The sequence below is a fragment of the Streptomyces sp. NPDC002640 genome, from assembly GCF_053592575.1.
This window is the reverse complement of the sequence record NZ_JBSFVZ010000029.1, coordinates 1-25,624: the sequence shown is the minus strand read 5'-3', so window position 1 is coordinate 25,624 and position 25,624 is coordinate 1. Positions and strand designations below refer to the sequence as shown.

Here is a 25,624-nt window from a genome sequence, read left to right as displayed (position 1 = left end):
ACAACCGGCCGGTGAATTCCCGGGCAAGAGGTCGTGTGAGAGGAAGCCCACATCACATGGTCATCACAAAGCCCTTGATCCGTTCGGGTCGCGCCCTCACTCGCTGTAACGTCGATTAGGTGCGTACCGAACGAAGCCTCACCCGTCTGGACCGGGTGTTCGCGCGGCTGGACCGGGAGCCCGAGCGGCCGGTCCAACTCGGCATGCCCCGAATGAGCCGCCACCGGGCCGCACTCGTCGTCGCCTGCCTGGCCGGCTACGCGGCCATCGTCTGGGCGGTGATCACCACCTCGTGGCTGGTCCGCCTCGACTGGCAGGTCATGTTCTTCCGCCCGTACCAGCAGTGGCCGGAGATCCACGCCTGGCTGGACTACTACGTCGTCCTCGGCCAGCGCGGTCCCACGGCGGTGATGGTGGCGGCCTGGCTGGGCTGGCGCTCCTGGCGCCAGCACACGCTCAGACCGCTGATCACCCTCGCCATCTCCCTGCTGCTCCTGAACGTCACCGTCGGCGCCGCCAAGATCGGCATGGGCCGCCTGGGCCCGCACTACGCGACCACCATCGGCTCCAACGAGATGTGGCTCGGCGGGGACATATTCCCGAGCGGTCACACCGCCAACGCGGTCGTGACCTGGGGCATACTCGCCTACCTCGCCTCCAGCCCCCGCGCCCGGCGCTGGCTGTCGGCGCTCTCCGCGGTGATGTCCCTCGGCGTCGGCCTGACCACCGTCTACCTGGGCACCCACTGGCTGAGCGACGTGCTGCTGGGCTGGGTGGCCGGTGTGCTGATCCTGCTGGCACTGCCCTGGTTCGAGCCGCTGGGCGCCCGCGCCGAGCGGTGGCTCCTGGACCTGCGCGACACCGTGCAGACCCGCCTGGTCCGCCGCTTCGGCAAGGAGGAGGCGTCCACCGCCCCGGTGACCGGCCCGTCCGGCGGTCTGACCACGCTGGTCCGCCGCCCCGCCGCGGTCGGCGGGGACCCCGGGCACACGGCCCGCGGACCGGTGCTGATGCCCTCCGGCCCGCACGGGACCCGCGCGGAACGGGGCCCCGGCAGCGCGCCGTCCGGCAGCCGCCGCCCCCCGCAGTCCGACGCCCCGGGCCGCTCCAAGCCCTCCTCCAGCCGCCCGGTGGCCTGACGGCACGCCCCCGGACGCGCGTGAGGCCCCGCTCCCTCCGGAGCGGGGCCTCGGCCGTTCCTCATCCCTTCCAGCAGCGGACCACCCGCCCCCCGTCGACCTCGAAGTTCAACCGGCCGACGCGGTACTCGAGCGTGACGATCGCGCCCGGCGGCAGCCGGCGGACCGTGGTCCAGCCGCGCTCGCCGGCCAGCCGTTCCGCCTCGTCGGCGTCCATGCCGACATAGGCGTCGGGGGCGTCCTGGGGCTCCTCGCCCGGAGCGGGAATCGATGACATGTACGTCACGCTAGGCGCTCGGAGCCCCACGGGAAAGCCCGCCGCGGACATCCCCCGCGGGTCTCTCCTGTCACACTTCTGTCACGGATCGGGCATCGGCCGTCGGCCTCAGCGGGTCACCCGATCGAGGGATCCCGGAGAGTTTCCCGATCGGCGCCGAAAGATTTCCGCCGAGATCCCGCCGGAGATCCCACCGCGGCTCGCGCATTGATTTCCGGACACCCGGCGGAATTGCCCCGGCGAATTCCGCCCCCGCTGCCTGAATTCGGCCGGAAAATTCCGGGGCCGGTTCACGCCTCTTCCAGCGGGGGGCCGAAGAGCTCCCCGGCGTCCTTGCGCGCCGCGCCCGCCGGAAGCCTCAGGAACGTCCCCGCGATCAGCCTGCCGGGCTCGTCGCCGAGCAGCGAGCGGTTGAGCCGGTACAGCGTCCGCCAGCCGCCGGAGACCTGGTACCTGCGGGCCACGGCCGCCAGCGTGTCGCCGCGGGCGACCACGTGCCACCGGCCCTCGAGGCCGTACCGGGCGGAGCAGACCGGCCAGGCGCCCCAGCCCTGCGAGGCGAGCACCTTCTGGGCGACGAGGATCTGCTCGCGCTTGGTCGCCAGGTCGGCCCGGGCCGCGTAGGCGCGGCCGCCGAAGGCCACCCAGGTGGACTGCTTGAACTGGAGGCCGCCGTAGAAGCCGTTGCCGGTGTTGATGTTCCACCTGCCGCTGCTCTCGCACTCGGCGACGCATTCCCAGGGCCAGCGGTCCGGCGGGCAGGGGCGGGGAGCACGGGCCGGCGGGCCGGGCGCCGTCTCGGGGCCGGAGGGCGACGTACACGAGGCGAGGAGGGCCAGGACGGCCAGACAGGCCGCCGAGACGGCCGTTCCGGCGGTCCGCGACCGCCTCTTGATCGACACACGGGGCACCGGCCCAGGCTAGGGGGGCTCCCGGCGCCGCCGCCCGCGCCGCGCCCCGGCCGCGCGCGCCCCTCACCCGACCGGCGCACCCACCGCCGCGTCGGCCGTGGTCCCGGCCGCACACGGCCCGGCACGCCGTGCCGGGCGGCCCGGCGCGGCGTGCGGGGTGGCCCGGATTCGGATTCCCGTTCGCCGTCGGCCGTTACCCGCACCCCGCGCGGCCCGTTGTCCAGATCGGGCCGTCCGGCCCGTTGTCCGTCCACCCATGTCCTTCCCGAGGGAGCCCCCCCGTGCCGCGCATGCTCGATGTCAGCGACGACGTACGCGCCGAGATCGGTGACGAAGAGGCCGACCGGCTGCTTGCCGGAGACAACGCCCCCGGCAGTTACGACTGCACCTCCTGCCGTACCCCCGGCGACACGCACCAGGAGCACACCAGTACCGTCCTGTTCGTCGGGGACGAGACGGCGGTCCTCGCCTTCGCCCACGCCGGCTGCCTGCCCTCCCAGGTGGTGCGCGTGACCGACGAGCAGCTCCAGGGCGCCGTCCGCCAGGCCGGCGGCGAGCAGCAGCCCCAGCAGGCCGCCCCCGGCGGGTCCGACGCCGGGGTCCAGCGGTCCGCGCCCGAGCAGGCCGTGCTGGGCGTCACCAGCGGCCTGGTGCTGATCAACGGCGAGCTGCACGCCGCGATCGTCGTCGAGCCCACCTCGGCCATCGCCCGCCCCGGGAACACCGGCCCCGGCGACGAGTTCCTGCCGCTCCTGGTCGAGCAGGGCTTCCAGCCGGTGGCCGACCTGAACCAGCCCCCGCCGGTGCTGCACGGCTGGTCGGTGCTGCTCGCCATGGGCCAGCTGCACGCCGTGCTCCAGCCGGGCGCCGGCGGCGGCGCCCCGGTCGCCTGGTGGCAGGCGCACCGCCCGCTGCAGGCCACCGACGGCTGGCGCACCGCGGCCAACAAGAACCAGCAGGTCCTGATGTTCGCCGCCCCGGTCGGCTCGATCGGCCGTCAGCCCCGCGAGGACCTGCTGCGCGGTGCCCTGGACCGCGCCGCGGCCAACGGCGTCCTGGTCGGCGCGGCGCTGCCTCTCGCCGGCATCTGAGGCCTTCCGCGGCGCCGTCGTACGCCCGGGCGTGGCCCCGCCCGGCGTGCGCGGAGCGCACGGAGCGCGGGCGCGCACGCGCTCGCTCCCACTTCACTCCCCCGGGTGACCTGCGAATTCCCGGCGCAGCCCGCATCCGTTGGGCTCCGGGGTCGTTTGTGGTTATGTGCACGCTTACGAGGTATCCCGCCGTCAGCCCTTTCCGTCCATCCCGTCCGCCCGCCCGGCCCATGCCGCGCACAGCCCGTCGTCGACGCCGATCTACGACGCCCTGTACGCGGAGTACGTGAGGTCCTTCCGTACTCTCCCGGGCGACCGCAGCGGCGAGGAGCGCCTCGCGTTCGGCGGCCCGTGGCGGTACGGACACGGGCCGAGCGGCGGTTTCACCGTCGGCTGGCAGTCCGGCTCGCACGGCGCGCGGCACACCACGGAACCGTCGGCCCCCTCGCCCTGGCAGCGGGTCGGCAGGCTGGCGCCCGGCGGCGCGCGTCCCGAGCCGCTGCCGTCCCGGGAGGAGGAGTCGGCCCGGAACGCGGCGGATCCCGCCGCCCCCTCCACGGAGGTGTGGCAGGCCGCCCCGCACGGCGGGCGGACCGGTCGCCACGGAGCTCCCCAGGCCGCCCTGCCCCCGGCCCCCCGCGCGGCCGAGTGAGCGCCGGACCGGCTCCCGCGGACGCGAGAAGGGCGGCTCCCCCTGGAGGGGAGCCGCCCTTCCGGCGTTCAGGACGCCGTGCCGGTTCACGGCGCCGTGCCGGTTCGCGGCGCCGTGCCGGTTACTTCTTCGTGCCGCGCTTCTCGCGGACCCGGACGGAGATGTGGATGGGCGTGCCCTCGAAGCCGAACTCCTCGCGCAGCCGGCGCTCGATGAAGCGGCGGTAGCCGGCCTCGATGAAGCCGGAGGCGAAGAGCACGAACCGCGGCGGCTTGGTGCCCGCCTGGGTGCCGAAGAGGATGCGCGGCTGCTTGCCGCCCCGGACCGGGTGCGGGTGGGAGGCGACCAGTTCGCCGAGGAAGGCGTTGAGGCGCCCGGTGGGGACCCGGGTCTCCCAGCCGGCCAGCGCGGTCTCGACGGCCGGGACCAGCTTCTCCATGTGGCGGCCGGTGCGGGCGGAGACGTTGACCCGCGGGGCCCAGGCGACCTGGGCGAGCTCGGTCTCGATCTCGCGCTCGAGGTAGTAGCGGCGCTCCTCGTCGAGGGTGTCCCACTTGTTGAAGGCGAGCACCAGGGCGCGGCCGGCCTCGACGGCCATGGTGACGATGCGCTGGTCCTGCACGGAGATGTTCTCGGAGGCGTCGATCAGCACGACCGCGACCTCCGCCTTCTCGACGGCGGCGGCGGTGCGCAGCGAGGCGTAGTAGTCGGCGCCCTGCTGGAGGTGGACGCGCTTGCGGATGCCCGCCGTGTCGACGAACTTCCAGGTCTTGCCGCCGAGCTCGATGATCTCGTCGACCGGGTCGCGGGTGGTGCCGGCCAGTTCGTTGACGACGACGCGCTCCTCGCCGGCCACCTTGTTGAGCAGGGAGGACTTGCCGACGTTGGGGCGGCCGATGAGGGCGATCCGGCGGGGGCCGCCGACGGCGAGGCCGAAGGACTGCTCGGGTGCCTCGGGGAGGGCCTCGAGGACGGCGTCGAGCATGTCGCCGGTGCCGCGGCCGTGCAGCGCGGAGACCGGGTGGGGCTCGCCCAGGCCCAGGCTCCACAGGTAGGCGGCGTCGGCCTCGGCGCTGGGGCCGTCGACCTTGTTGGCGCAGAGCACCACGGGCTTGCCGGCCTTGCGGAGCAGGCGGACCACGGCCTCGTCGGTGTCGGTGGCGCCGACCTTGGCGTCGACCACGAAGACCACCGCGTCGGCGGCCTCGATGGCGTACTCGGCCTGGGCGGCGACGGAGGCGTCGATGCCGAGGACGTCCTGCTCCCAGCCGCCGGTGTCGACGACCTTGAAGCGGCGCCCGGCCCACTCGGCCTCGTAGGTGACACGGTCACGGGTGACGCCGGGCTTGTCCTCGACGACCGCTTCGCGGCGGCCGATGATGCGGTTCACCAGGGTGGACTTGCCGACGTTGGGGCGGCCGACGACGGCGAGGACGGGGAGCGGGCCGTGTCCGGCCGCGTCGATCGCGCCCTCGACCTCCTCGGCGTCGAAGCCCTCCTCGGCGGCGAGCTCCATGAACGCCGCGTACTCGGCGTCGCCAAGCGCTCCGTGCTCGTGCTCGGCCGAGCCGTCGGGCTGGATCTGGTCGTTCATGAAGTCGGTACCTCGTTGCTCATCGAATGGTCGGTGGCGCCCCCTGGGGGGGGTCGGCGCCACTACTCAAGTGTGACCCGGCGTCCGGTGAGACGCCTGGACTTTTCCAGGTGCGCGGCGAGCCGTTCCTGGATGCGTGCGGTCGCCTGGTCGAGTGCGGTGCGGGTGCGCCGCCCCGTGCCGTCGCCCGCTTCGAACGGGTCGCCGAAGACGACGTCGATGCGGTGGCGCAGCGGGGGCAGCCCGGATATGAGCCGCCCGCGCTTCTCGGCGCTGCCCAGCACGGCGACCGGCACGATCGGGGCGCCGCTGCGGACCGCGAAGTAGGCGAGGCCGGCCCGCAGCGAGGCGAAGTCGCCCTGCCCGCGGGTGCCCTCGGGGAAGATGCCCAGCACGCCGCCGTCGGCCAGGACGCCCAGCGCGTCGGTGACCGCGGCGCGGTCGGTGCTGTGCCGGTCCACCGCCAGCTGTCCGATGCCCCGCAGGAAGGGGTCCAGCGGGCCGACGAACGCCTCCTTCTTGATCAGGAAGTGCGTCGGCCGCGGTGAGACGCCCATGACCATGGGGCCGTCGAGGAGGTGACTGTGGTTGACCGCCAGGATGGCCGGCCCGGTGGGCGGCACCTTGCCGGCGCCCAGCACGCGCGGGCGCCACAGGCCGTTCATCAGGCCGACGCCGATGCGGCGGCCGACCTCGGCGCCGCGGGCCGACGGCCCGCCGCTCGGGCCGGCCTTGCCGGCGGCCTGGGTCACTTCGCCGCCCGCTTCTCCTCGACCAGGGTGACCACGCACTCCACGACCTGGGTGAGGGTGAGTTCGGTGGTGTCCACCTCGACCGCGTCGTCGGCCTTGGCCAGCGGGGAGGTCTTGCGGCCGGAGTCGGCGGCGTCCCGCTTGAGCAGGGCCTCGCGGGTGGCGGCGACGTCGGAGCCCTTGATCTCGCCGCTGCGGCGGGCCGCGCGGGCCTCCGGGGAGGCGGTCAGGAAGATCTTCAGGTCGGCGTCGGGCAGCACGGTGGTGCCGATGTCGCGGCCCTCGACGACGATGCCCCGCTCGGCCGAGGCGGCGATGGAGCGCTGCAGCTCGGTGATCCGGGTGCGCACCTCGGGCACGGCGGAGACCGCCGACACCTTGGAGGTGACCTCCTGGGTGCGGATCGGGCCGGCGACGTCGGTGCCGTCGACGTGGATGGTCGGGTTCAGCGGGTCGGTGCCCGACACGATCTCCGGCTTGGACGCCGCGGCGGCGATCGCGGCCGGGTCGTCGACGTCGATGTCGTTGGTCACCATCCACCAGGTGATCGCCCGGTACTGGGCGCCGGTGTCCAGGTAGCTGAGGCCGAGCTGGGCGGCGACGGCCTTGGACGTGCTCGACTTGCCCGTGCCGGAGGGGCCGTCGATGGCGACGATCACTGCCGGTGCGGTCCGGGCGGCGCTTTCCACGGTGGAGGACACCTTCCTGATGGCTGCTGGGGCGGGACGCGAACGCGCCCCGGACAAGGTTACTGGCTTATCGGGCTCACCCTTACGGGTGACCGGCCCCGTGGCCGTCCGCGGGTTCCCCCCGGGGGCCTAGGACCGGACGGCCCAACCGCGCTCGCGGAGCGCCTGGGCGAGCGGGGAGGCCCCCTGGGGCTCCACCATCAGCTGTACGTGGCCCGCCTGCTGGCCGGTGGCGTGCTCGATCCGGACGTCCTCGATGTTGACGCCGGCCCGCTCGGCGTCGGCGAAGATCCGGGCGAGCTGGCCGGGCTGGTCGGTGATGAGGACCACGACGGCCTCGTAGGCACGCGGGGCGCTGCCGTGCTTGCCGGGGACCCGGACGCGGCCGGCGTTGCCGCGCCGGAGCAGGTCCTCGACGCCTTCGGCGCCGTCCTTGCGGGCCGTCTCGTCCTCGGACTGCAGGGCGCGCAGGGCGCGGACGGTGGCGTCGAGGTCCGCGGAGAACTCGGCAAGCAGGTCGGCGACCGGGCCGGGGTTGGCGGAGAGGATGTCGATCCACATCCGCGGGTCCGAGCCGGCGATCCGGGTCACGTCCCGGATGCCGGGCCCGCACAGCCGTACGGCGGCCTCGTCGGCGTGCTCGAGGCGGGCGGCGACCATGCCGGCCACCAGGTGCGGCATGTGGGAGACGAGCGCGACGGCCCGGTCGTGGGCGTCGGCGTCCATCACGATCGGCACGGCGCGGCAGAACGACACGAGTTCCAGGGCGAGGTTCAGCGCCTCGGTGTCGGTGTCGCGGGTGGGGGTGAGCACCCAGGGGCGGCCCTCGAAGAGGTCGCCGGTGGCGGCGAGCGGGCCGGACTTCTCCTTGCCGGACATCGGGTGGGTGCCGAGGTAGGCGGCGAGGTCGACGTCGGTGCCCCGCAGCGACGCCTCCAGTGCGCGGCGGGGTCCGCCCTTGACGCTGGCGACGTCGACGTAGGCGCGTCCGAGGCCGCGGCGCATGGCGTCGGCGAGGGCGCCGGCCACGTGGGCGGGCGGCACGGCGACGACGACCAGGTCGACGGGTCCCTCGGGCGGGGCGTCGGTGCCCGCGCCCAGGGAGGCGGCGGTGCGGGCGCGGTCGGGGTCGTGGTCGTCCAGGTGGACGGTGACGCCGCGGGAGGTCAGCGAGAGTGCCGCGGACGTTCCGATCAGGCCTGCGCCGATCACCAGGGCGGTCCTCACGGTGGTGCTCCTCGCGCTGTGCCGGTTGCTTCGCGTTGCTTCGCGACCACCCTATCCAGCCGCCGCGCGTCCCCGCCCCACCGCCCGCTGCGCGAGACGCCCCGCCGCCGGGCGGACCGTCAGGCGTCCCAGAGGGCGCCGAGGGCGAGGAGTTCGTCGCGGTACTCGATCCGCTCCGCCCACCGCGCGGGCCACGCGTCCGCCCCGAGGTGCGCCCCCGCGAACGCCCCCGCCAGGCAGGCGATGGAGTCGGAGTCCCCCGCCGTGCACGCGGCCCGCCGCAGCGCGGTGACCGGCTCGTCGGGGAAGAGCAGGAAGCACAGCAGCGCCGTGGCGAGCGCCTCCTCCGCGATCCACCCCTCCCCCGTGGCCAGGCACGGGTCGGCCTCCGGCGAGACGGTGCGCACGGCCTCCTGGAGCCTCTCCAGGATCGCCAGGCACTCGTCCCAGCCGCGCCGGACGAAGTGCACGGGGTCGGGGTCCTGCGACCGCGTCCACAGGTCTCCGAGCCACCGCTCGTGGTAGACGTCGCGGTTGTCCAGCGCGTAGGACCGCAGCAGTCCCACCAGCGCCGTGGGGTCCGCCCCCTGGGCCAGCAGCCGCACGGCGTGCGCCGTGAGGTCGGAGGCGGCGAGCGCGGTGGGGTGGCCGTGGGTGAGGGCGGACTGGAGCTGTGCGGCGCCGGCCCGCTCCTCGTCCGTGAGCCCGGGGACCAGCCCCAGCGGCGCCACCCGCATGTTGGCCCCGCACCCCTTGGAGCCGACCTGGCTGGCGTCCTGCCAGGCGCGATCCTCGACCGAGAGCAGGTGGCAGGCGGTGACGCAGGTCCGGCCGGGCGCCCGGTTGTTCTCCGGCGAGCGGTTCCACTCGACGAACTCCTCGCGGACCGGCCGCTCCATCCGCCGCGGCCCGAGCCGCCCGCGCTCCATGGCCGTCCGCAGTCCCCGCCCGAGGGCCAGGGTCATCTGGGTGTCGTCGGTGACGAGCGCCCGCTGCGGGAGTTCCATCTCCCGCCACGGTCCGTGGTTCTCCAGGATCCGCGGCACGCTGCTGAACTCGGTCGGGAAGCCGAGCGCGTCACCGAGCGCCAGGCCGATCAGCGATCCGGTGGCGGCCCTCTTGGTCGTAGGCGTGAACGTGGTCGCGGTCGTGGTCATGAACGAACCCCCTTATTGCGTCAACTTGACGATAAGGGGGTTCGCCGCGGGGCACAACCTCTTTAGAGGTCGACCTCCTTCATCAGCATGCCGACCTCGGTGTTGGAGAGCCTCCGCAGCCAGCCGGACTTCTGGTCGCCCAGCTTGATCGGGCCGAAGGCGGTCCGCACCAGGCTCTCGACGGGGAAGCCGGCCTCGGCCAGCATCCGCCGCACGATGTGCTTGCGGCCCTCGTGCAGGGTGACCTCGACCATGTAGTGCTTGCCGGTCTGCTCGACCACGCGGAAGTGGTCGGCGCGGGCGTAACCGTCCTCGAGCTGGATGCCGTCCTTGAGCTGCTTGCCCAGGTCGCGCGGGATGGGCCCGATGATGTGCGCGAGGTAGACCTTCTTCACGCCGTACTTCGGGTGGGTCAGCCGGTGGGCCAGCTCGCCGTGGTTGGTGAGCAGGATGACGCCCTCGGTCTCGGTGTCCAGCCGCCCGACGTGGAAGAGCCGGGTGTCGCGGTTGGTCACGTAGTCGCCCAGGCACTGGCGGCCCTCGGGGTCCTCCATGGTGGAGACCACGCCGGCCGGCTTGTTGAGCGAGAAGAACTGGTAGGACTGCGTGGCCACGGTCAGGCCGTCGACCTTGATCTCGTCCTTCTCGGGGTCGACCCGCTGACCCTGCTCGAGGACGATCTCGCCGTTGACCTCGACCCGCGCCTGCTCGATCAGCTCCTCGCAGGCGCGCCGCGAGCCGTAGCCGGCCCGGGCCAGCACCTTCTGCAGGCGCTCGCCCTCCTGCTCGGCGCCGGGGAAGGTTTTGGGGAGCTTGACCTCCTTCTTCCCGGCGTACCGCTCCCGGTTGCGCTCCTCGATCCGGGTCTCGTACTCGCGCGAGCGCGCGGGCGCCGGGCGTCCGCCGCGGCCGCCGGCGCCGCCGCCCTGCTTGGCGCCGCGGGCGCCGGAGGCGCCGCCGCGTCCGGCCTTGGGTCCGTCCTTGGTCGCCCCGGGACCCACGTCGTAGCGGCGCTCCTCGGGGCGGGGCTTGCGGGGGCGGCCCTGCCCCTGCTTCTGGTCCCTGTCGTTGCCGGCGCCGCGGTAGTTCCCGCGCCCGCCGCTCTTGCCGCTGCCGCTGCTTCGCATCAAAATTCCGTCTGGTCGTCTGCGTCGTCTGCTCCCGGCGCATCGGGTGCGTCGGGGTCGAACGACGGAACCCCCTCCTGGCTCTCGGCCTCGATCGCCTCCGCCTCCGGGACGAAGGGCGCGAGCTCGGGGAGCTCGTCCAGACCGCGCAGGCCCATCCGCTCCAGGAAGTAGTTCGTCGTCCTGTACAGGATCGCACCTGTTTCGGGTTCCGTGCCCGCCTCCTCGACCAGACCCCGCTGGAGGAGGGTGCGCATCACGCCGTCGCAGTTCACCCCGCGCACCGCGGAGACCCGGGAACGGCTGACCGGCTGGCGGTAGGCGACGACGGCGAGGGTCTCCAGCGCGGCCTGGGTGAGCCGGGCGGTGCGGCCCTCCAGGACGAGCGCCTCCACGGCGGCGGAGTACTCGGGCCGGGTGTAGAAGCGCCAGCCCCCGGCGATCTTCCGCAGCTCGAAGCCGCGGCCCTGCACGGCGTACTCGTCGGCCAGCTCGCGCAGGGCGTCGGCGATCGCGCGGCGGGGGCGCCGGAGCACCTTGGCGAGGTGTTCCTCGGCCGCGGGCTCGTCGACGACCATCAGCACGGCCTCCAGGGCGGGCTTGAGGTCGAGCGCCGCGAGGGCGTCGTCCTGCGGGCCGGCGGCCGCCTCCTCGGGGGTTCCCACGGTGGTCATGCGCGCTCCTCCTCGGTGGTGTCGGCGGCCGGGCGGTCGAACTCGTCGGTGACGACCGGCCGGGGGCCGTCCTCGTCGCCGGTCCAGCGGACCAGCAGCTCGCCCAGGGCGGTCTCCTGCTCCAGGGCGACCGCCTTCTCCCGGTAGAGCTCCAGCAGGGCCAGGAACCGGGCGACGACGGTGAGGGTGTCGTCGGTGTCCTCCACCAGCGTGCGGAAGGTGGCCTCGCCCAGCTCGCGGAGCCGGCCCATCACCACGGCCGCCTGTTCGCGGACGCTGACCAGCGGGGCGTGGATGTGGTCGACGTACACCTGCGGCGGGGGCTTCGGCTGCATGGCCTTCACCGCCAGCCTGGCGAAGCCCTCGGGGCCGATGCTCAGGACCACGTCCGGCAGCAGCTCGGCGTGGTGCGGCTCGAGGCCCACGGTACGGGGGTGGCGCCGGGCCTCGTCCTCCAGGCGGGCGCTGAAGATGTCGGCGACCTGCTTGTACGCGCGGTACTGGAGCAGGCGGGCGAAGAGCAGGTCCCGGGCCTCGAGCAGGGCGAGGTCGGCCTCGTCCTCCACCTCGGCGGCGGGCAGCAGCCGGGCCGCCTTGAGGTCGAGCAGGGTGGCGGCGACGACCAGGAACTCGGTCGTCCGGTCCAGGTCCCAGTCGTCGCCGCGGGCCCGGATGTGCGCCATGAACTCGTCGGTCACCCGGGAGAGGGCAACCTCGGTGACGTCCAGCTTGTGCCGGGAGATCAGCTGGAGCAGCAGGTCGAACGGTCCCTCGAAGTTGGTCAGGTGCACGGTGAACGTGTCCAGGTCCGCGTCCGGCGCGGCCTCGGGCTGGGGCTCGTGCTCCTCGCGGGGCGTACCGGCGGGCCTCTGCGGCGCCTCCGCCGGAGCCGAAGTCGGCGCGGGGGCGGGCTCGGGAATGGCCGGCGCGGGCTCGGGCGCGTCCTCCCGGGCAGGCTCCGGGGCGGCCGGGGCCTGCGGCAGGCCGGGGCCGCGGCCGAGGGGGCGCCTGCGGGAGGGAACGTTCGAGGTCATGGCCGTGGCAGGCTACCTCTACCGCCCGCGCAGCCGCCGCACCAGGATGCTCGCGTCCCCCCGGGACTCCAGATCGGCCAGGACGACCGCGACCGCCTCGCGGACGATGCGTCCGCGGTCCACGGCGAGGCCGTGCTCCCCGCGCAGGACCAGCCGGGCGTGCTCGAGGTCCATGAGTTCCTCGGCCGACACGTACACGGTGATCTTCTCGTCGTGCCGCTCGCGACCGCTGGGCCGCCGGGCGGGACGCCCGCGGCGCCGGGGGGTGACCCCCGTGGCCGCGGCGGCGGCGCCCTCCGCGCCGCCGGCCCGGCTGTGGGTCTCGCCCTGGTCCCCGGTCGCCGCGTCCGCCACGGCATGCTCCGCGGCCTGCGCGTCACCGGCCTGGGCGGGGACGGAGGGCGGCAGCCCCTCCGCCCCGTCCCGCGGGGCGAGGTCGTCCTCGACGGCCGGCGCGGGGACCCGCGCCTCCGCGCGCTCGGCGGTGGCCTGGCGGCGCGGGGAGGAGGACTGGAGGCCGGAGCCCCCGGTGGTGCGGAACAGCTCGTCGGCTCCGGGCAGACTCACTCGGCGTGACACCGGGCGAGCACCTCCCTGGCGAGCTGGCGGTAGGCGGCGGCACCGACGGAGTTGGACGCGTACGTGGTGATGGGCTCACCGGCCACGGTGGTCTCCGGGAAGCGGACGGTCCGTCCGATCACCGTGTGGTACACGTGGTCGTCGAACGCCTCGACCACCCGCGCCAGCACCTCGCGGCTGTGCACCGTGCGGGAGTCGTACATCGTGGCGAGGATGCCGTCGAGCTCCAGCTCCGGGTTGAGCCGCTCCTGGACCTTCTCGATGGTCTCGGTCAGCAGCGCCACACCGCGCAGCGCGAAGAACTCGCACTCCAGCGGCACGATCACCTTGTGGGCGGCCGTCAGCGCGTTCACCGTCAGCAGGCCCAGCGAGGGCTGGCAGTCGATCACGATGTAGTCGTAGTCCGACATCAGCGGCTTGAGCGCGCGCTGCAGGGTCGACTCGCGGGCGACCTCGGAGACCAGCTGCACCTCGGCGGCGGAGAGGTCGATGTTGCTCGGCAGCAGGTCCATGTTGGGGACCGCCGTCTTGAGCAGCACCTCGTCGGCCGCCATGCCCCGCTCCATGAGCAGGTTGTAGACCGTGAGGTCGAGCTCCATCGGGTTGACGCCCAGACCGACCGAGAGCGCGCCCTGCGGGTCGAAGTCGACCAGCAGGACCCGCCGGCCGTACTCGGCCAGCGCGGCACCCAGGTTGATGGTCGACGTCGTCTTGCCGACGCCGCCCTTCTGGTTGCACATCGCGATGATCTTCGCGGGGCCGTGGTCGGTCAGCGGCCCGGGGATCGGGAAGTAGGGCAGCGGACGCCCGGTCGGGCCGATGCGCTCGCGCCGCTGCCGCGCGGCGTCAGGCGCGAGGGTGGCCGCGTACTCGGGGTCCGGCTCGTATTCGGCGTCGGGGTCGTAGAAGTGACCGTCGGGCAGTTCGTCGTATTCGGCGAAGTGGTGGGGCGCGCCACTTGCGTCGCCGGACATGGCGTTCACGTGATGGGCATCCATGCTCTGGTGTGCTGTCGGAGCCAGGTGGGGGTGCTGGCTCTGGTGGGCTGCGAAGGTACGGACCGCGACGGAGCCGACAGCCTCGATTCCGGCGGGTCCGGTGTCCCCCGCAGGCGTTCCTGGTTGACCACCCCCGGGAGTAAATGTCGACTCATTCACAAGTCGTCTTACCTCCTTGGTGACCAGGAAACTTCTAGACAGGTCAGCGTGGCACCATGCCGACGATGGGCGACTCTATGGCGTGTCGACCGTTCGCAGCAACACAATCCGCCGGACCCGGCCTGCCGTGTCCCTTCCGGACACGCCTGTTGTCAAGGGCGTACGCGCGTCGCACCGTGCGATTCACCCGGGCGCACAACGACCGAAATCCGACGTCGAGTTGACAAGTGGACCCGCTCAGCGGCCGGTGGGCGGAGGCCGGATGCGCGAACGGCCGGACCTGGTAGCCCAAGGTCCGGCCGGTTTCGCGGCGTTGACGCCCGAGTTGACGGTCGTGGTGACCGTCTCGTCATGTCGGAATGTCGACTCGGCCGTGTTTACGGCCCGTTCAGCCGAGCACGCTCTCCAGAGCGACGTGCTCCATGCCGTGCGCCTCCGCGACCTCGCGGTACACGACCTGGCCGTCGTGGACGTTGAGGCCCTTGGCGAGCGCCGCATCGCGGCGCAGCGCCTCGACCCAGCCGCGGTTGGCGAGCTGGACGACGTACGGGAGCGTGGCGTTGGTCAGCGCGTAGGTGGAGGTGTTCGGCACCGCGCCGGGCATGTTGGCGACGCAGTAGAAGACCGACTCGTGGACCGGGAAGGTCGGCTCGGCGTGGGTGGTGGGACGGGAGTCCTCGAAGCAGCCGCCCTGGTCGATGGCGATGTCGACAAGGACACTTCCCGGCTTCATCCGGGAGACCAGCTCGTTGGTGACCAGCTTCGGGGCCTTGGCGCCCGGGATCAGCACCGCGCCGACGACCAGGTCGGCCTCGAGCAGCGCCTTCTCGATCTCGAAGGAGTTGGAGACGACGGTCGTCACCTTGGTCCCGAAGACCTTGTCCGCCTCGCGGAGCTTGTCGATGTTCAGGTCGAGCAGCGTGACCTGGAAGCCCATGCCGACGGCGATCTGGGTGGCGTTCCAGCCGGAGACGCCGCCGCCGAGCACGACGGCCTTGGCGGGGGCGACGCCCGGGACGCCGCCCGGCAGGACGCCGCGGCCGCCGTTGGCGCGCATCAGCTGGTAGGCGCCGACCTGCGGGGCCAGCCGGCCGGCCACCTCGGACATCGGGGCGAGCAGCGGCAGCGTGCGGTTCACCTCGACGGTCTCGTAGGCGATGGCGGTGGTGCCGGAGGCGACCAGCGCCTCGGTGCCCGGGCGGTCGGCGGCCAGGTGCAGGTAGGTGAAGAGGACCTGGTCCTTGCGGAGGCGGTGGTACTCCTCCGCGATCGGCTCCTTGACCTTGAGGATCATGTCCGCGGCGGCCCAGACCTCGTCGGCGGTCCCGAGGATCCTGGCGCCGGCCGCGACGTACTCCTCGTCGACGATCGACGAGCCGAGGCCCGCGTTCCGCTCGACGACGACCTCGTGGCCGTTGCGCACCAGCTCGTGGACACCCGCGGGGGTGATGGCCACGCGGAACTCGTTGTTCTTGACCTCGCGGGGGATGCCGACCTTCACGTCGATCACGGTCCTTGCAGTCGGGGGGCGGGGAAACACACGCGGCGGCGTGGTGACGCCGGGGCATGCGGGGATATACCGGTCGCTTGTGGGCGCACCGGGACACACGCCGGAGAACCGGCGACATCGCCAGTCTAATGAAGGATTTCCCGCTGTCTAGCCTTGTAAAGCAAGTGATACCCGAGGGATACGCCCCGGATTTCTTAGGAGCGGGGTGACGTTCCGGGACGATCCGCTCCGTAGGGTCACCGGCCCCGCCGCCGGGCGGCGGGAGAGGCGGCCCGGGCGGGATCCCGGGTGTCACCCACGGTCTTCGGGTACCCCCGTGAGCTCGTCACCCAGCATCCGTTCGGCGGTCTCCCGGTGGAGCCGGGCCGCCGTCGGGTCGCCGAGGCGTTCGAGGGTGTCGGCGAGCCTGAGGTGCAGGCCCGCCTCCAGCCGCTCGTCCCCGGCCCGGCGGGCCCAGGCGACGGCGTCCCGACAGGTGCGCAGCGACTCCTCGAACCGCCCGGTGTACTCCTGGGCGCGGGCGAGCTCGCCGAGTGCCCGGGCGCAGGCGGGGACGTCGCCGCCGCGCCGGTGCTCGGTGACGGCGGCGCGCCAGTGGCGCAGCGCCTCCTCGTGGCGGCCGGCGCAGGCGTGGGCGGAGGCGATCCGGCCGTAGAGCCGGGCGGCGTCGGCACGCTGGTCGCGGGCGAGGCGTTCGGCGAGGGCCCGGCCGTACCAGTCGGCGGCGCGGTCCAGGTCGCCGAGTTCCTGGTGGGCGCCGCCCAGGGATTCCATGGCCCGGCCCACGGCGTACGGGTCGCGGCCCTCACGGCCGGCGTCCAGGGCGGCCCGGTAGCGGGTCAGCGCCTCGGCGGTGCGTCCGGTGCGGGCGTCGAGGTCGGCGAGGTTGAGCAGGGCGGCGGCCTTCTCCCGGGGCAGGGAGCGCCGCTCCGCGACGTCCAGCACGAGCCGGTGGACGGCGTACAGGTCGCAGGCCGCGTCCTCGGTGCCGACGTGGGCGACCAGGGCCCGCACGAGCTGGGACATCAGCCGCCGGGCCAGGGTGTCCAGCTCCCCGTCGGCGACGGCGAGCCCGGCGGCCGTCAGGAGGGCCTCGCGGCGCTCCTCGAGCCAGGTGGCGGCCTCCTCGGGCCCGGCGAAGCGCAGGGCGCGCGGCAGCGCGTGCAGACGGGCCCGGGCGGCCTCGCCGGTCTCGGTGGCGAGCCGGCAGGCGTGGAGCATCCGTACCGTGCGCTCCAGCGCCCGGGCCCTGGCCAGCCGCAGTTCGGCGGGGCGGTCGAGCCGGGCGGCGAGCTCGGAGAGCAGGGGGTGCAGGCAGCCGGGGACCTCGTAGAGCAGTCCGGAGGCGGGGACCTGGTGCAGCAGGGCCAGCCGGTGGAAGGTGTCCAGGGTCTCGGTCGCGGCCTGCGGCGAGCAGCCGGCCAGGGCGGAGGCGGTGTGCGGGTCGACCAGTCCGGCGGGGGCGAGGGAGAGCAGGCGCAGCATGCGGGCGGCGGCCGCGGGGAGGCCGTCGTGGACCAGGCCGAGCATGCGGTCCAGCGGTCCGGCGGCCGGGTCGGCGCGCAGCTGGGCGACCAGGTCGGCGACGGCGACCTTGGGCCGGTCGGCGAGCCAGCCGCCGGCCAGCAGCAGGGTGGCCGGCTCCCCGTGGCACTCCTCGGCGAGCTGCTGGGCGGCGCAGGGGTCGACGGTGACCCGGACGGGGCCGGTGCGGCGGGTCAGCAGGTCGACGGCGGAGCGGGTGTCCAGTCCGCCGAGGACGCAGGGACGCACGTCGGGGATGCCGGTCAGGGGTCCGCGGGAGACCGCGACGACCAGGCAGTCGGGGGTGTCGGGGACGAGTTCGTCGACCTGCTCGGCGTCGGCGGCGTCGTCGAGGAACAGCACGACCCGGCGGGAGGCGAGGGCGGCGCGCAGCGTGGCGGTGAGTTCGTCCTCGTCGGCGCCGGGCGCGGCCGGTGCGGGGAGCTGGCCCAGCAGGCCGCGGGCGGCGCGGCCGGCGGGCACCGGCGTTCCGCCGGGTTCGGTGAGCCGGGCGCGCAGCACGCCGTCGGGGTAGCGGTCGGCGACCTGCCGGACGAGTTCCTCGGCGAGCGCGGTACGGCCGGAGCCGGGGCGTCCGGCGATCAGCAGGACCCGGGCGCGGGGGGCCTTGCGTCCGGCGATGGTGTTGAGTCCGGCGCGTTCGATGTCGGCGAGCAGTTCCTTGAGCTCGCGGGTCCGCCCCAGGAAGCGTGAGGGCGGGGCGGCCGGTGGGCGGGGCGCGGGCGCGGAGGTCTCGCCGGAGGGCCTTCGCGCCGCGTCCGGCGTCCGGCCGGTGTCCACCGCCTGGTCCGTCACGGGCCACACTCCCGTCCTGCACGCACGCGCCACCCCGTCCGCGGGGCCTTGCACGAGCGTAGTTCACAGGACGGCGGCGGAACGGGGGACCACACCCCCACGGTCCCCCGACCGGACGCGACGGGCGCCCCCTTTCGGCCCCGGCCGCAAACCGTGGAGCGAGCCGCACGGGGCCGGGTGCGCGCCGGTCAGGGCCTGGTGTGCGCCGGACCGGTCCCCTGCGGCTGCCGGGCGGTGCACGCGTCGCGCGGCCGGGCCCGGCGGGTCACGCCTCGAAGGGCCGCGCGGGCCAGGGCGCCTCGGCGGGCCGCAGCGCGTCCGTTCCGTCGCCGGCCCGGGCCGCGACCAGCGACAGCACGCCGACGACCAGGCAGTTGTTGTGCAGCTCGCCCGCCAGCACGCCGCGCACCAGGTCCGCTACCGGCACCCGGGCCAGCTCCATGTCGGACTCCTCGTCCTCGACCTCGAAGCGGTCGCCCTCGGCGTCGGATAGTCCGCGGGCGAGGAAGATCCGCACCGCCTCGTCGCAGCCGCCCGGCGTGGTGTAGACGTCCGCGAGGACCCGCCACTCCTCGGCCTTGACGTGCGCCTCCTCGTACAGCTCGCGCTGTGCGGCGTGCAGCGGGTTCTCGCCGGGGACGTCCAGCAGGCCGGCGGGGATCTCCCACAGCTTCTGGCGGACGGGGTGCCGGTACTGGCGCAGCACCACCACGCGATCCTGGTCGTCCAGGGCGAGGACGGCCACCGAGCCGGGGTGCACCTGGTAGTCGCGGCTCACGACCGTCCCGCCGGGCATCACCACGTCGTCGGTCCGCACGGAGGTCTTCTTGCCCGTGAACGGGGTGCTCGACGAGCGGATCTCCCACTCCTCGGGTGCGTCCTTGATCACCGGGTCGGTCATCGGGGCGGTCCTCTCCACAACTGCTGGCACGGGGAACTCTTCACGGGAACGACGGAGCCGGGGCACGCGTCCCGGAGGATGCGCGTACCCCGGCCACCGTATCGTCACGCGGTCACCGCGACGATCACCGGGCGTAGGCGCCGGTGCCCTGCTGGCGGTCGACCGCGGCCTTCACCAGCCCGGCGAACAGCGGGTGCGGGCGGGTCGGGCGGGAGCGCAGCTCCGGGTGGGCCTGGGTGGCCACCAGGTAGGGGTGGACCTCCCGCGGGTACTCCACGTACTCGACCAGCTTGCCGTCCGGGGAGGTGCCGGAGAAGACGATGCCCGCCTTCTTCTCGAGCTCCGCGCGGTAGGCGTTGTTCACCTCGTAGCGGTGACGGTGGCGCTCCTCGACGTACTCCTTCTCGTCGTACACCTCGCGCACCACGGAGCCCTCGGCCAGCTTGGCGGGGTACATGCCGAGCCGCATGGTGCCGCCCATGTCGCCCTCGCCGGAGACGATGTCCATCTGCTCGGCCATGGTGGAGATCACCGGGTGGCCGGTCGCCGGGTCGAACTCGGTGGAGTTGGCGTCGGGGATGCCGGCCAGGTTGCGGGCCGCCTCGATCACGATGCACTGCAGGCCCAGGCAGAGGCCGAGCAGCGGGATGCGGTTCTCGCGGGCGTACTGGATGGCGCCGACCTTGCCGGAGACGCCGCGGTCGCCGAAACCGCCGGGGATGCAGATGCCGTCGACGTCGCCGAGCTGCTGGGCGGCGCCGGCCGGGGTCTTGCAGTCGTCGGAGGTGACCCACTTGATCTTGACGCGGGCCTTGTTGGCGAAGCCGCCGGCGCGCAGCGCCTCGGTCACCGACAGGTAGGCGTCGGGCAGGTCGATGTACTTGCCGACCAGGGCCAGGGTGATCTCGTGGTCGGGGTTGTGGACGCGGTCCAGCAGGTCGTCCCAGGTGGTCCAGTCGACGTCGCGGAACGGCAGGTCCAGCTTGCGGACCGCGTAGGCGTCCAGGCCCTCGCCGTGGATCGTCTTCGGGATGTCGTAGATCGACCGGGCGTCCGGGCAGGCCACCACGGCGTCCTCGTCCACGTCGCACATCAGCGAGATCTTGCGCTTGATGGCGGTGGGGACCTCGCGGTCGCAGCGCAGCACGATGGCGTCCGGCTGGAGGCCGATGTTGCGCAGGGCGGCCACCGAGTGCTGGGTGGGCTTGGTCTTCAGCTCGCCGGAGGGGCCGATGTAGGGCAGCAGCGAGATGTGCACCACGAAGACGTTGTCGCGGCCGACCTCGTGGCGGACCTGGCGGACCGTCTCCAGGAAGGGCAGCGACTCGATGTCGCCGACCGTGCCGCCGACCTCGGTGATCACGACGTCGACCTCGTCCGTCGCCATGCGGCGGATGCGGTGCTTGATCTCGTTGGTGATGTGCGGGATGACCTGGACGGTGTCGCCCAGGTACTCGCCCCGGCGCTCCTTGGCGATGACCGTGGAGTAGACCTGGCCGGTGGTGACGTTGGCCGAGCCGTCGAGGTCGCGGTCGAGGAAGCGCTCGTAGTGGCCGATGTCCAGGTCGGTCTCGGCGCCGTCGTTGGTGACGAACACCTCACCGTGCTGGAACGGGTTCATCGTGCCCGGGTCGACGTTCAGGTACGGGTCGAGCTTCTGCATGACGACACGCAGGCCACGGGCCTTGAGCAGCATGCCGAGGCTGGAAGCCGTCAGACCCTTCCCGAGCGAGGAGGCGACACCCCCGGTGACGAAGATGTGCTTGGTCGTCGTGGCGTTGCTGTTTCGGAAAGCAGCGGGCATGGCCAAAGGGGGGCTCCCGTGGTGGCGGTGTCTGGGGTTGCGGGGCGGCGTGCCGACCCGGTTTCGCCGGGGGTGCCGTCGCTGCGGTGCCGGGGTTTTTCTCCCACCGGTCCACGGGCTACCAGGGTATCAGCGCGTGGGAGCTAAGGCGTCCGCGCACCGGGCCCGCCGCTGTGACCTGCGTCTTTCTCCGGTCACCGGGCGCCCACCCGTTCGGTTCACTCTTGTTGCCGTGAGCATCGCGCGCATCATCATCCCGCGTCGTATCCTGCTCGGACACTCGCTGAGCGCCCGGCCGGGCAGGACGGCACACCCAAGCCGGTGTCACAGGCCGTGTCCCGGTTACCCCGAACTACACAACCGTGGGCATACGGGAGCGTCAGCCCATACCGAGCGAACAACCGTCTTTTCCGCTTCACCCCCTTTGACTTGACCGCAAGAGAGCGACCGTCCCGCTGGGACGATGTGGCCGTTCGACTGGAGTTGCACGTGGCCGGGCGTATCGAGGACTACGCACTCATCGGAGACATGCAGACCGCCGCACTGGTCTGCCGGGACGGCACGGTGGACTGGCTGTGCCTTCCCCGCTTCGACTCTCAGGCCATCTTCGCCGGCCTGCTGGGCACCGAGGATCACGGCTTCTGGCGCGTCGGGCCCGCCCACGCGCCGGACGCCGAAGCGCCCGACGCCACCCGCCGACGCTACCGGGGCGACTCCCTCGTCCTGGAGTCGGAGTGGGACACCCCGGACGGCACGGTCCGGGTGACCGATTTCATGCCGCCACGTGACGGCGCCCCGCAGGTGATCCGGATCGTGGAGGGCGTCTCGGGCGAGGTGCGGATGCGTTCCGCGCTGCGGATGCGGTTCTCCTACGGCCGGATCGTCCCGTGGGTGCACCGCCGCAACGGCCGGCTGGTCGGCATCGCCGGCCCGGACTCCGTCTGGTACGACACCGACGTGCTGAGCGGCGACGACGAGCTCACCACGTACGGCAAGGACCTGACGACCTACACCGACTTCACCGTCTCCGCGGGCGAGCGGATGGCGTTCACGCTGTCCTGGCAGCCCTCGCACAAGGAGCCGCCGCCGCTGCCGGAGCCGGAGCAGTCGCTGGCGGCGACGGACGACTTCTGGCGGGAATGGGTGGCCGTGTGCACGTACCACGGCCCGTACCGGGAGGCCGTGATCCGTTCGCTGATCACGCTCAAGGCGCTCACCTACGCGCCGACCGGCGGCATCGTCGCCGCGCCGACCACCTCGCTGCCGGAGGAGATCGGCGGTGTCCGCAACTGGGACTACCGCTACACCTGGCTGCGGGACGCGGCGATCACCCTGTCCTCGCTGCTGCGCACCGGGTACCGCGAGGAGGCCCGGGCCTGGCGCGAGTGGCTGCTGCGGGCGGTCGCGGGCGACCCGGAGAACCTGCAGATCATGTACGGCATCGCCGGTGAGCGCGAGCTCGGCGAGGCGGAGCTGGACTGGCTGCCCGGCTACGAGAACTCGGCCCCGGTCCGGGTCGGCAACGGCGCGGCCCACCAGCTGCAGCTCGACGTCTACGGCGAGACCATCGAGGCGCTCCACCTGGCGCACATGACGGGCCTGTCCCGCAACGACTACGCCTCCCAGCTCCAGCTGAAGCTGATCTCCTACCTGGAGAACCACTGGAACCAGCCGGACGAGGGCATCTGGGAGGTGCGCGGCCCGCGCCGCCACTTCGTGCACTCCAAGGTCATGGCGTGGGTGGCCGTGGACCGCACCATCAAGCTGGTCGAGTCCGGCGACGCCGAGGGCCCGCTGGAGCGGTGGCGGGAGCTGCGGGACGACATCCACCGGGACGTCTGCGAGAAGGGCTACGACCCCGAGCGGAACACCTTCACCCAGTCCTACGGCTCGCAGGAGCTGGACGCGTCGCTGCTGCTGATCCCGCAGGTCGGGTTCCTGCCGCCGGACGACAAGCGGGTCATCGGCACCATCGAGGCGATCCAGCGGGAGCTGTCCACCCCGGACGGCTTCATCCTGCGGTACCCGACGCACCCGGGTGACGAGAACGTCGACGGCCTCGCCGGCGACGAGGGGGCGTTCCTCGCCTGCTCGTTCTGGATGGCGGACGACCTGGCGATGATCGGCCGGGTCGACGAGGCGCGGCGGCTCTTCGAGCGGCTGCTCTCGCTCCGCAACGACCTCGGGCTGCTGGCCGAGGAGTGGGACTCCAAGCGGCAGCGCCAGGTCGGCAACTTCCCGCAGGCCTTCAGCCACGTTCCCCTGATCGACACCGCCCTGCGCCTCACCGCCTCGGGGGCGTACGGGGGCTGAGCCCCGCGATCCCCGCCGTCCCGCCGTCGGCCCCTGCGGGACGGCGGGACGGCGGGACGGCGCGGAATCAGGTTGCGGCGGTCCCGCCGCGCCCGATGGGGTACCGCCATGGACGGTGCCGCGGAGCAGGACCGCACGAGCAGCCCGAAGGACGACCGGTACCCCTCCGGGCCGCCGCCCGCCTGGCGGCGGCGGGCGGTGCTCGCGGCGCTGATGCTGGCGGCGTTCACCTTCAACACGGCGGAGAGCCTGCCGATCGGCCTCCTGGACCGCATCTCCGCGAGCCTCGGGGTGTCCCTGTCGGCCGTCGGCCTGCTGGTCACCGGCTACGGCCTGACCGTGGCCGTCGCCTCCGTGCCGCTCGCCCACGCCGTACGGGCGGTCCCCCGGCGTCACGTCCTGACCGGGCTGCTGGCCGCGCTGGTCGTCTCCAGCCTGGCCGCCGCGCTGGCGGCCTCCTACGTGCCGCTGCTCCTGGCACGCCTGCTGACGGCGCTCGCCCAGGCCCTGTTCTGGGCCGTGATGGGGCCGGTCGCGGTGGGCCTGTTCAGGCCCGAGGTGCGCGGCCGCGTCGTCGGCGCGCTGTCGGTCGCCGGCTCGCTCGCCCTCGTGCTCGGCGTCCCCGCCGGCACCTGGCTGGGCCGGTGGAGCGACTGGCAGGCGCCCGTCGCCGTGCTGGCGGTCCTCGGGCTCCTGTGCCTCGTCACGATCGCCACCCTGCTGCCCACCTCGCGCCCCGAAGAGGAAAGGGCCGCCTACGGAACCGAGCCCGACGTCCGCCGGTTCGCCACCGTGCTGGCCGCCGGAGCGCTGTCCTCCGCCGGGGCGTTCACCGGCTTCACCTACGTCGTGGAGTTCCTCGGCCAGGTGAGCGGGTTCCCGCCCGGCACGGTCGCCACCCTGTTCGTGGCCTTCGGCGTCGCCTGCCTGGCCGGGGTGAGCGTCACCGGGCTGTTCCTGGACCGCTTCCCCCGGGCCACGCTGGTCGCCGCCGTCACCACGCAGGCCGCCGGCATGCTCGGCCTGTACGCGGCCGGGGCCCACCCGGTCGCGGCGGTTATGTTCCTGGTCCTGATGGGCGGTGCGGTCGGTCCGGTGTTCATGACGACGCAGAACGCGATGCTGCGCTGCGCACCGGGCCGGACGGACATCGCCCTCGCCGCGAACTCCGGCGCCTACAACGTCGGCATCGCCGCGGGCGCCGCGCTGGGCGGCCTGATCCTGCCGCTCGCGGGGGTGCGGGGCACCTTCCTGGCGGGCGGACTGCTGACGGCCGGGGCCTGCGCGGTGCTCCTCACCGAGCGACTGCCGCGCCACGGACCTCGGACCACCGGGTGAAGCGGCTCCGGCGACCGAAGTGCGGGCGCCGGTCAGGCGAACGGCAGGGGCTGGGTGAGTTCGTCGTAGACGCTGAGCACCTGGGCGACCGTCTCGTCCTCGGTCGGCCACGTGCCGGCCTGCCGGAGCCCGCGCCGCAGCAGGGCCTCCCGCCGCCCCGGATCGGCGAGCAGCGCGGAGACCGTGCGGGCGAGGCCCGCGGCGTCGCCCGCGGGAGCCAGTTCCGCGCCGTCGCCGACGAGTTCGGCCATGCCGGGGACGTCCGACGCCACCAGCGGCACCCCGGCGTGCAGTGCCTCCTGGGCGAACAGCGAGCGCCCTTCCGCGCAGTCCGGCACCACCGCCACGTCCGCCGCGGTGAGCAGCGCGCCGACGTCGTCGCGCCGCCCCAACAGGGTGACCGGCAGCCCCTCGTGCTCCGTGCGCCGCTGCAACTCGCCCCGCAGCGCGCCCTCTCCGGCGACGACCACCAGCGGCGGGTTCTCCTCGCCGCGCCACCGCCGCGCGGCGTCCAGCAGCAGCCGGTGCCCGCGCCCTTCCTCCAGCGCGGCCACCGTCAGGATCAACGGCCGTCCCAGCGCCCCGAGTTCGGCCCGCAGCTTGGCCCGCCGGTCGCGCTCCGCGTCGGTGTCCGCGCGGGCCCCGGCGACCGGCAGCAGCCTCGGCAGGCCCACCGCCGAGAGCCGCGCGTCCCGCGCCCCGCGGCGCCGGGCCCGGTCGACCAGGTCGGAGGAGACCCCCAGCACCACGGCGGCGGCCCGCCCCACCCGGCGTTCCAGCGCCTTCTGCAGCCGTGCCCGCGCCGCCCCTTCGGCCCGCGGCGTGTTGTGCCAGGTGACCACCAGCGGGGTGCGCCGCCCGCCCAGCGCCAGCACCGCGCGGAACGAGGCGTGCAGTCCGTGCGCGTGCACCACGTCGGCGTCGGCGCAGGCGACCCGCAGGGCCGCCACGGTCGCCGGGTCGCTGCTGCGCGGCACCGGGACGTGCCGGGCGCCGACCGCCGCGAAGCCGTAGGTGTGTTCCGTGTCGCCGGGGGCGCAGACCGTCACCCGCACGCCCCGGTCGACCAGACCGGCGGTCAGCGACCGCACATGGGTGCTCCCGGCCGCGCTGCCGCCGGTCACCTGGACGGCGCGCAGCGGCCTGAGGCCGGTCGGGGCGGGGTTTCTGGCGAAGGTCACGGGCGCCTGGGCTCCTGGTCGGGCGGCGTGCGGGGCGGGGCGTGGGGAGGGCGGAAGCGGTGCGGGCACGGGGCGGTCGCCGTCGGGAGCGGCGGGCGGCGGCGGTCCCGTGAGGGTCCGCCGACATAGGAACAGCGTGGTGTATGGGAAGAGGGTGATTTTAATATTGTAGAACTA

Annotated in this window: 22 protein-coding genes; 5 read left to right on the top strand and 17 right to left on the bottom strand. The window is 73.6% G+C overall.

The window, feature by feature from the left end:
- Positions 1–119: 119 nt before the first annotated feature.
- A complete protein-coding gene (locus tag ACWD3O_RS29530) occupies positions 120–1,139 on the top strand; it encodes a phosphatase PAP2 family protein (RefSeq protein ID WP_451413225.1) in 1,020 nt (339 codons plus the stop codon).
- Between the two features lie 61 nt (positions 1,140–1,200).
- On the opposite strand, the gene ACWD3O_RS29525 is transcribed toward ACWD3O_RS29530, so the two are convergent.
- Positions 1,201–1,416, bottom strand: a complete 216-nt coding sequence (locus tag ACWD3O_RS29525; protein WP_451413226.1) for an I78 family peptidase inhibitor — start codon at positions 1,414–1,416, stop codon at positions 1,201–1,203.
- Positions 1,417–1,706: 290 nt separating this feature from the next.
- Positions 1,707–2,327 carry a LysM peptidoglycan-binding domain-containing protein gene (locus tag ACWD3O_RS29520; protein WP_451418018.1) on the bottom strand — a complete coding sequence of 207 codons (621 nt, stop codon included), beginning with the start codon at positions 2,325–2,327 and terminating at the stop codon, positions 1,707–1,709.
- A 281-nt stretch (positions 2,328–2,608) separates the two neighbouring features.
- On the opposite strand from ACWD3O_RS29520, the gene ACWD3O_RS29515 reads away from it, so the two are divergent.
- A complete protein-coding gene (locus tag ACWD3O_RS29515; protein ID WP_451418017.1) occupies positions 2,609–3,418 on the top strand; it encodes a hypothetical protein in 810 nt (269 codons plus the stop codon).
- 166 nt (positions 3,419–3,584) lie between these two features.
- Positions 3,585–4,070 carry a hypothetical protein gene (locus tag ACWD3O_RS29510; protein WP_451418016.1) on the top strand — a complete coding sequence of 162 codons (486 nt, stop codon included), beginning with the start codon at positions 3,585–3,587 and terminating at the stop codon, positions 4,068–4,070.
- A 121-nt stretch (positions 4,071–4,191) separates the two neighbouring features.
- On the opposite strand, the gene der is transcribed toward ACWD3O_RS29510, so the two are convergent.
- From der to ACWD3O_RS29440, 14 genes are all read right to left on the bottom strand, one after another.
- Positions 4,192–5,664 (bottom strand): ribosome biogenesis GTPase Der, encoded by a 1,473-nt coding sequence (der, locus tag ACWD3O_RS29505; RefSeq protein WP_451418015.1) that lies wholly within the window; start codon positions 5,662–5,664, stop codon positions 4,192–4,194.
- A gap of 62 nt (positions 5,665–5,726) precedes the next feature.
- Positions 5,727–6,455 carry a lysophospholipid acyltransferase family protein gene (locus ACWD3O_RS29500; protein WP_451418014.1) on the bottom strand — a complete coding sequence of 243 codons (729 nt, stop codon included), beginning with the start codon at positions 6,453–6,455 and terminating at the stop codon, positions 5,727–5,729.
- Entirely contained in the window at positions 6,413–7,117 is a 705-nt protein-coding gene (gene cmk / locus ACWD3O_RS29495) for a (d)CMP kinase (RefSeq protein WP_451413232.1), read from the bottom strand. Before cmk ends, ACWD3O_RS29500 begins: the two co-directional genes overlap by 43 nt.
- 117 nt (positions 7,118–7,234) lie before the next feature.
- Positions 7,235–8,332, bottom strand: a complete 1,098-nt coding sequence (locus ACWD3O_RS29490) for a prephenate dehydrogenase (RefSeq protein WP_451418013.1) — start codon at positions 8,330–8,332, stop codon at positions 7,235–7,237.
- A gap of 119 nt (positions 8,333–8,451) precedes the next feature.
- Positions 8,452–9,489: an ADP-ribosylglycohydrolase family protein gene (locus tag ACWD3O_RS29485; protein ID WP_451418012.1), complete on the bottom strand. Its 1,038-nt coding sequence runs from the start codon at positions 9,487–9,489 to the stop codon at positions 8,452–8,454.
- A gap of 62 nt (positions 9,490–9,551) precedes the next feature.
- A complete protein-coding gene (locus ACWD3O_RS29480) occupies positions 9,552–10,616 on the bottom strand; it encodes a pseudouridine synthase (RefSeq protein ID WP_451413234.1) in 1,065 nt (354 codons plus the stop codon).
- A complete protein-coding gene (scpB, locus tag ACWD3O_RS29475) occupies positions 10,616–11,290 on the bottom strand; it encodes an SMC-Scp complex subunit ScpB (RefSeq protein WP_451413235.1) in 675 nt (224 codons plus the stop codon). The genes ACWD3O_RS29480 and scpB overlap by 1 nt, the downstream gene beginning before the upstream one ends.
- Positions 11,287–12,324, bottom strand: coding sequence for a segregation and condensation protein A (locus tag ACWD3O_RS29470; protein WP_451418011.1), 1,038 nt, complete (start codon positions 12,322–12,324; stop codon positions 11,287–11,289). The genes scpB and ACWD3O_RS29470 overlap by 4 nt, the downstream gene beginning before the upstream one ends.
- An 18-nt stretch (positions 12,325–12,342) precedes the next feature.
- Complete coding sequence (locus ACWD3O_RS29465) at positions 12,343–12,903, bottom strand: hypothetical protein (RefSeq protein ID WP_451418010.1); 561 nt, start codon at positions 12,901–12,903, stop codon at positions 12,343–12,345.
- Positions 12,888–14,060, bottom strand: a complete 1,173-nt coding sequence (locus tag ACWD3O_RS29460) for a ParA family protein (RefSeq protein ID WP_451413238.1) — start codon at positions 14,058–14,060, stop codon at positions 12,888–12,890. Before ACWD3O_RS29460 ends, ACWD3O_RS29465 begins: the two co-directional genes overlap by 16 nt.
- A 388-nt stretch (positions 14,061–14,448) precedes the next feature.
- Entirely contained in the window at positions 14,449–15,561 is a 1,113-nt protein-coding gene (ald, locus tag ACWD3O_RS29455) for an alanine dehydrogenase (RefSeq protein WP_451418057.1), read from the bottom strand.
- 300 nt (positions 15,562–15,861) lie between these two features.
- Entirely contained in the window at positions 15,862–17,910 is a 2,049-nt protein-coding gene (locus tag ACWD3O_RS29450; RefSeq protein WP_451418009.1) for a tetratricopeptide repeat protein, read from the bottom strand.
- Between the two features lie 265 nt (positions 17,911–18,175).
- Positions 18,176–18,811 carry an NUDIX domain-containing protein gene (locus tag ACWD3O_RS29445; protein ID WP_451418008.1) on the bottom strand — a complete coding sequence of 212 codons (636 nt, stop codon included), beginning with the start codon at positions 18,809–18,811 and terminating at the stop codon, positions 18,176–18,178.
- Positions 18,812–18,935: 124 nt separating this feature from the next.
- Complete coding sequence (locus ACWD3O_RS29440) at positions 18,936–20,615, bottom strand: CTP synthase (RefSeq protein ID WP_451413241.1); 1,680 nt, start codon at positions 20,613–20,615, stop codon at positions 18,936–18,938.
- 489 nt (positions 20,616–21,104) lie between these two features.
- On the opposite strand from ACWD3O_RS29440, the gene ACWD3O_RS29435 reads away from it, so the two are divergent.
- Together ACWD3O_RS29435 and ACWD3O_RS29430 are read left to right on the top strand one after the other, a co-directional pair.
- The gene (locus ACWD3O_RS29435; RefSeq protein WP_451418007.1) at positions 21,105–22,928 is read left to right on the top strand and encodes a glycoside hydrolase family 15 protein; all 1,824 of its coding nucleotides are present in this window, start codon (positions 21,105–21,107) and stop codon (positions 22,926–22,928) included.
- Positions 22,929–23,141: 213 nt separating this feature from the next.
- Complete coding sequence (locus tag ACWD3O_RS29430; RefSeq protein ID WP_451418056.1) at positions 23,142–24,266, top strand: MFS transporter; 1,125 nt, start codon at positions 23,142–23,144, stop codon at positions 24,264–24,266.
- A 32-nt stretch (positions 24,267–24,298) separates the two neighbouring features.
- On the opposite strand, the gene ACWD3O_RS29425 is transcribed toward ACWD3O_RS29430, so the two are convergent.
- A complete protein-coding gene (locus ACWD3O_RS29425; protein ID WP_451418006.1) occupies positions 24,299–25,447 on the bottom strand; it encodes a glycosyltransferase family 4 protein in 1,149 nt (382 codons plus the stop codon).
- Positions 25,448–25,624 lie beyond the last annotated feature (177 nt).

Coding starts and splice junctions, on each gene's coding strand:
- ACWD3O_RS29525 (WP_451413226.1), bottom strand. CDS start 1,416: ATGTCATCGATTCCCGCTCCGGGCGAGGAGCCCCAGGACGCCCCCGAC.
- der (WP_451418015.1), bottom strand. CDS start 5,664: ATGAACGACCAGATCCAGCCCGACGGCTCGGCCGAGCACGAGCACGGA.
- ACWD3O_RS29485 (WP_451418012.1), bottom strand. CDS start 9,489: ATGACCACGACCGCGACCACGTTCACGCCTACGACCAAGAGGGCCGCC.
- ACWD3O_RS29480 (WP_451413234.1), bottom strand. CDS start 10,616: ATGCGAAGCAGCGGCAGCGGCAAGAGCGGCGGGCGCGGGAACTACCGC.
- scpB (WP_451413235.1), bottom strand. CDS start 11,290: ATGACCACCGTGGGAACCCCCGAGGAGGCGGCCGCCGGCCCGCAGGAC.
- ACWD3O_RS29470 (WP_451418011.1), bottom strand. CDS start 12,324: ATGACCTCGAACGTTCCCTCCCGCAGGCGCCCCCTCGGCCGCGGCCCC.
- ACWD3O_RS29445 (WP_451418008.1), bottom strand. CDS start 18,811: ATGACCGACCCGGTGATCAAGGACGCACCCGAGGAGTGGGAGATCCGC.
- ACWD3O_RS29440 (WP_451413241.1), bottom strand. CDS start 20,615: ATGCCCGCTGCTTTCCGAAACAGCAACGCCACGACGACCAAGCACATC.
- ACWD3O_RS29430 (WP_451418056.1), top strand. CDS start 23,142: ATGCTGGCGGCGTTCACCTTCAACACGGCGGAGAGCCTGCCGATCGGC.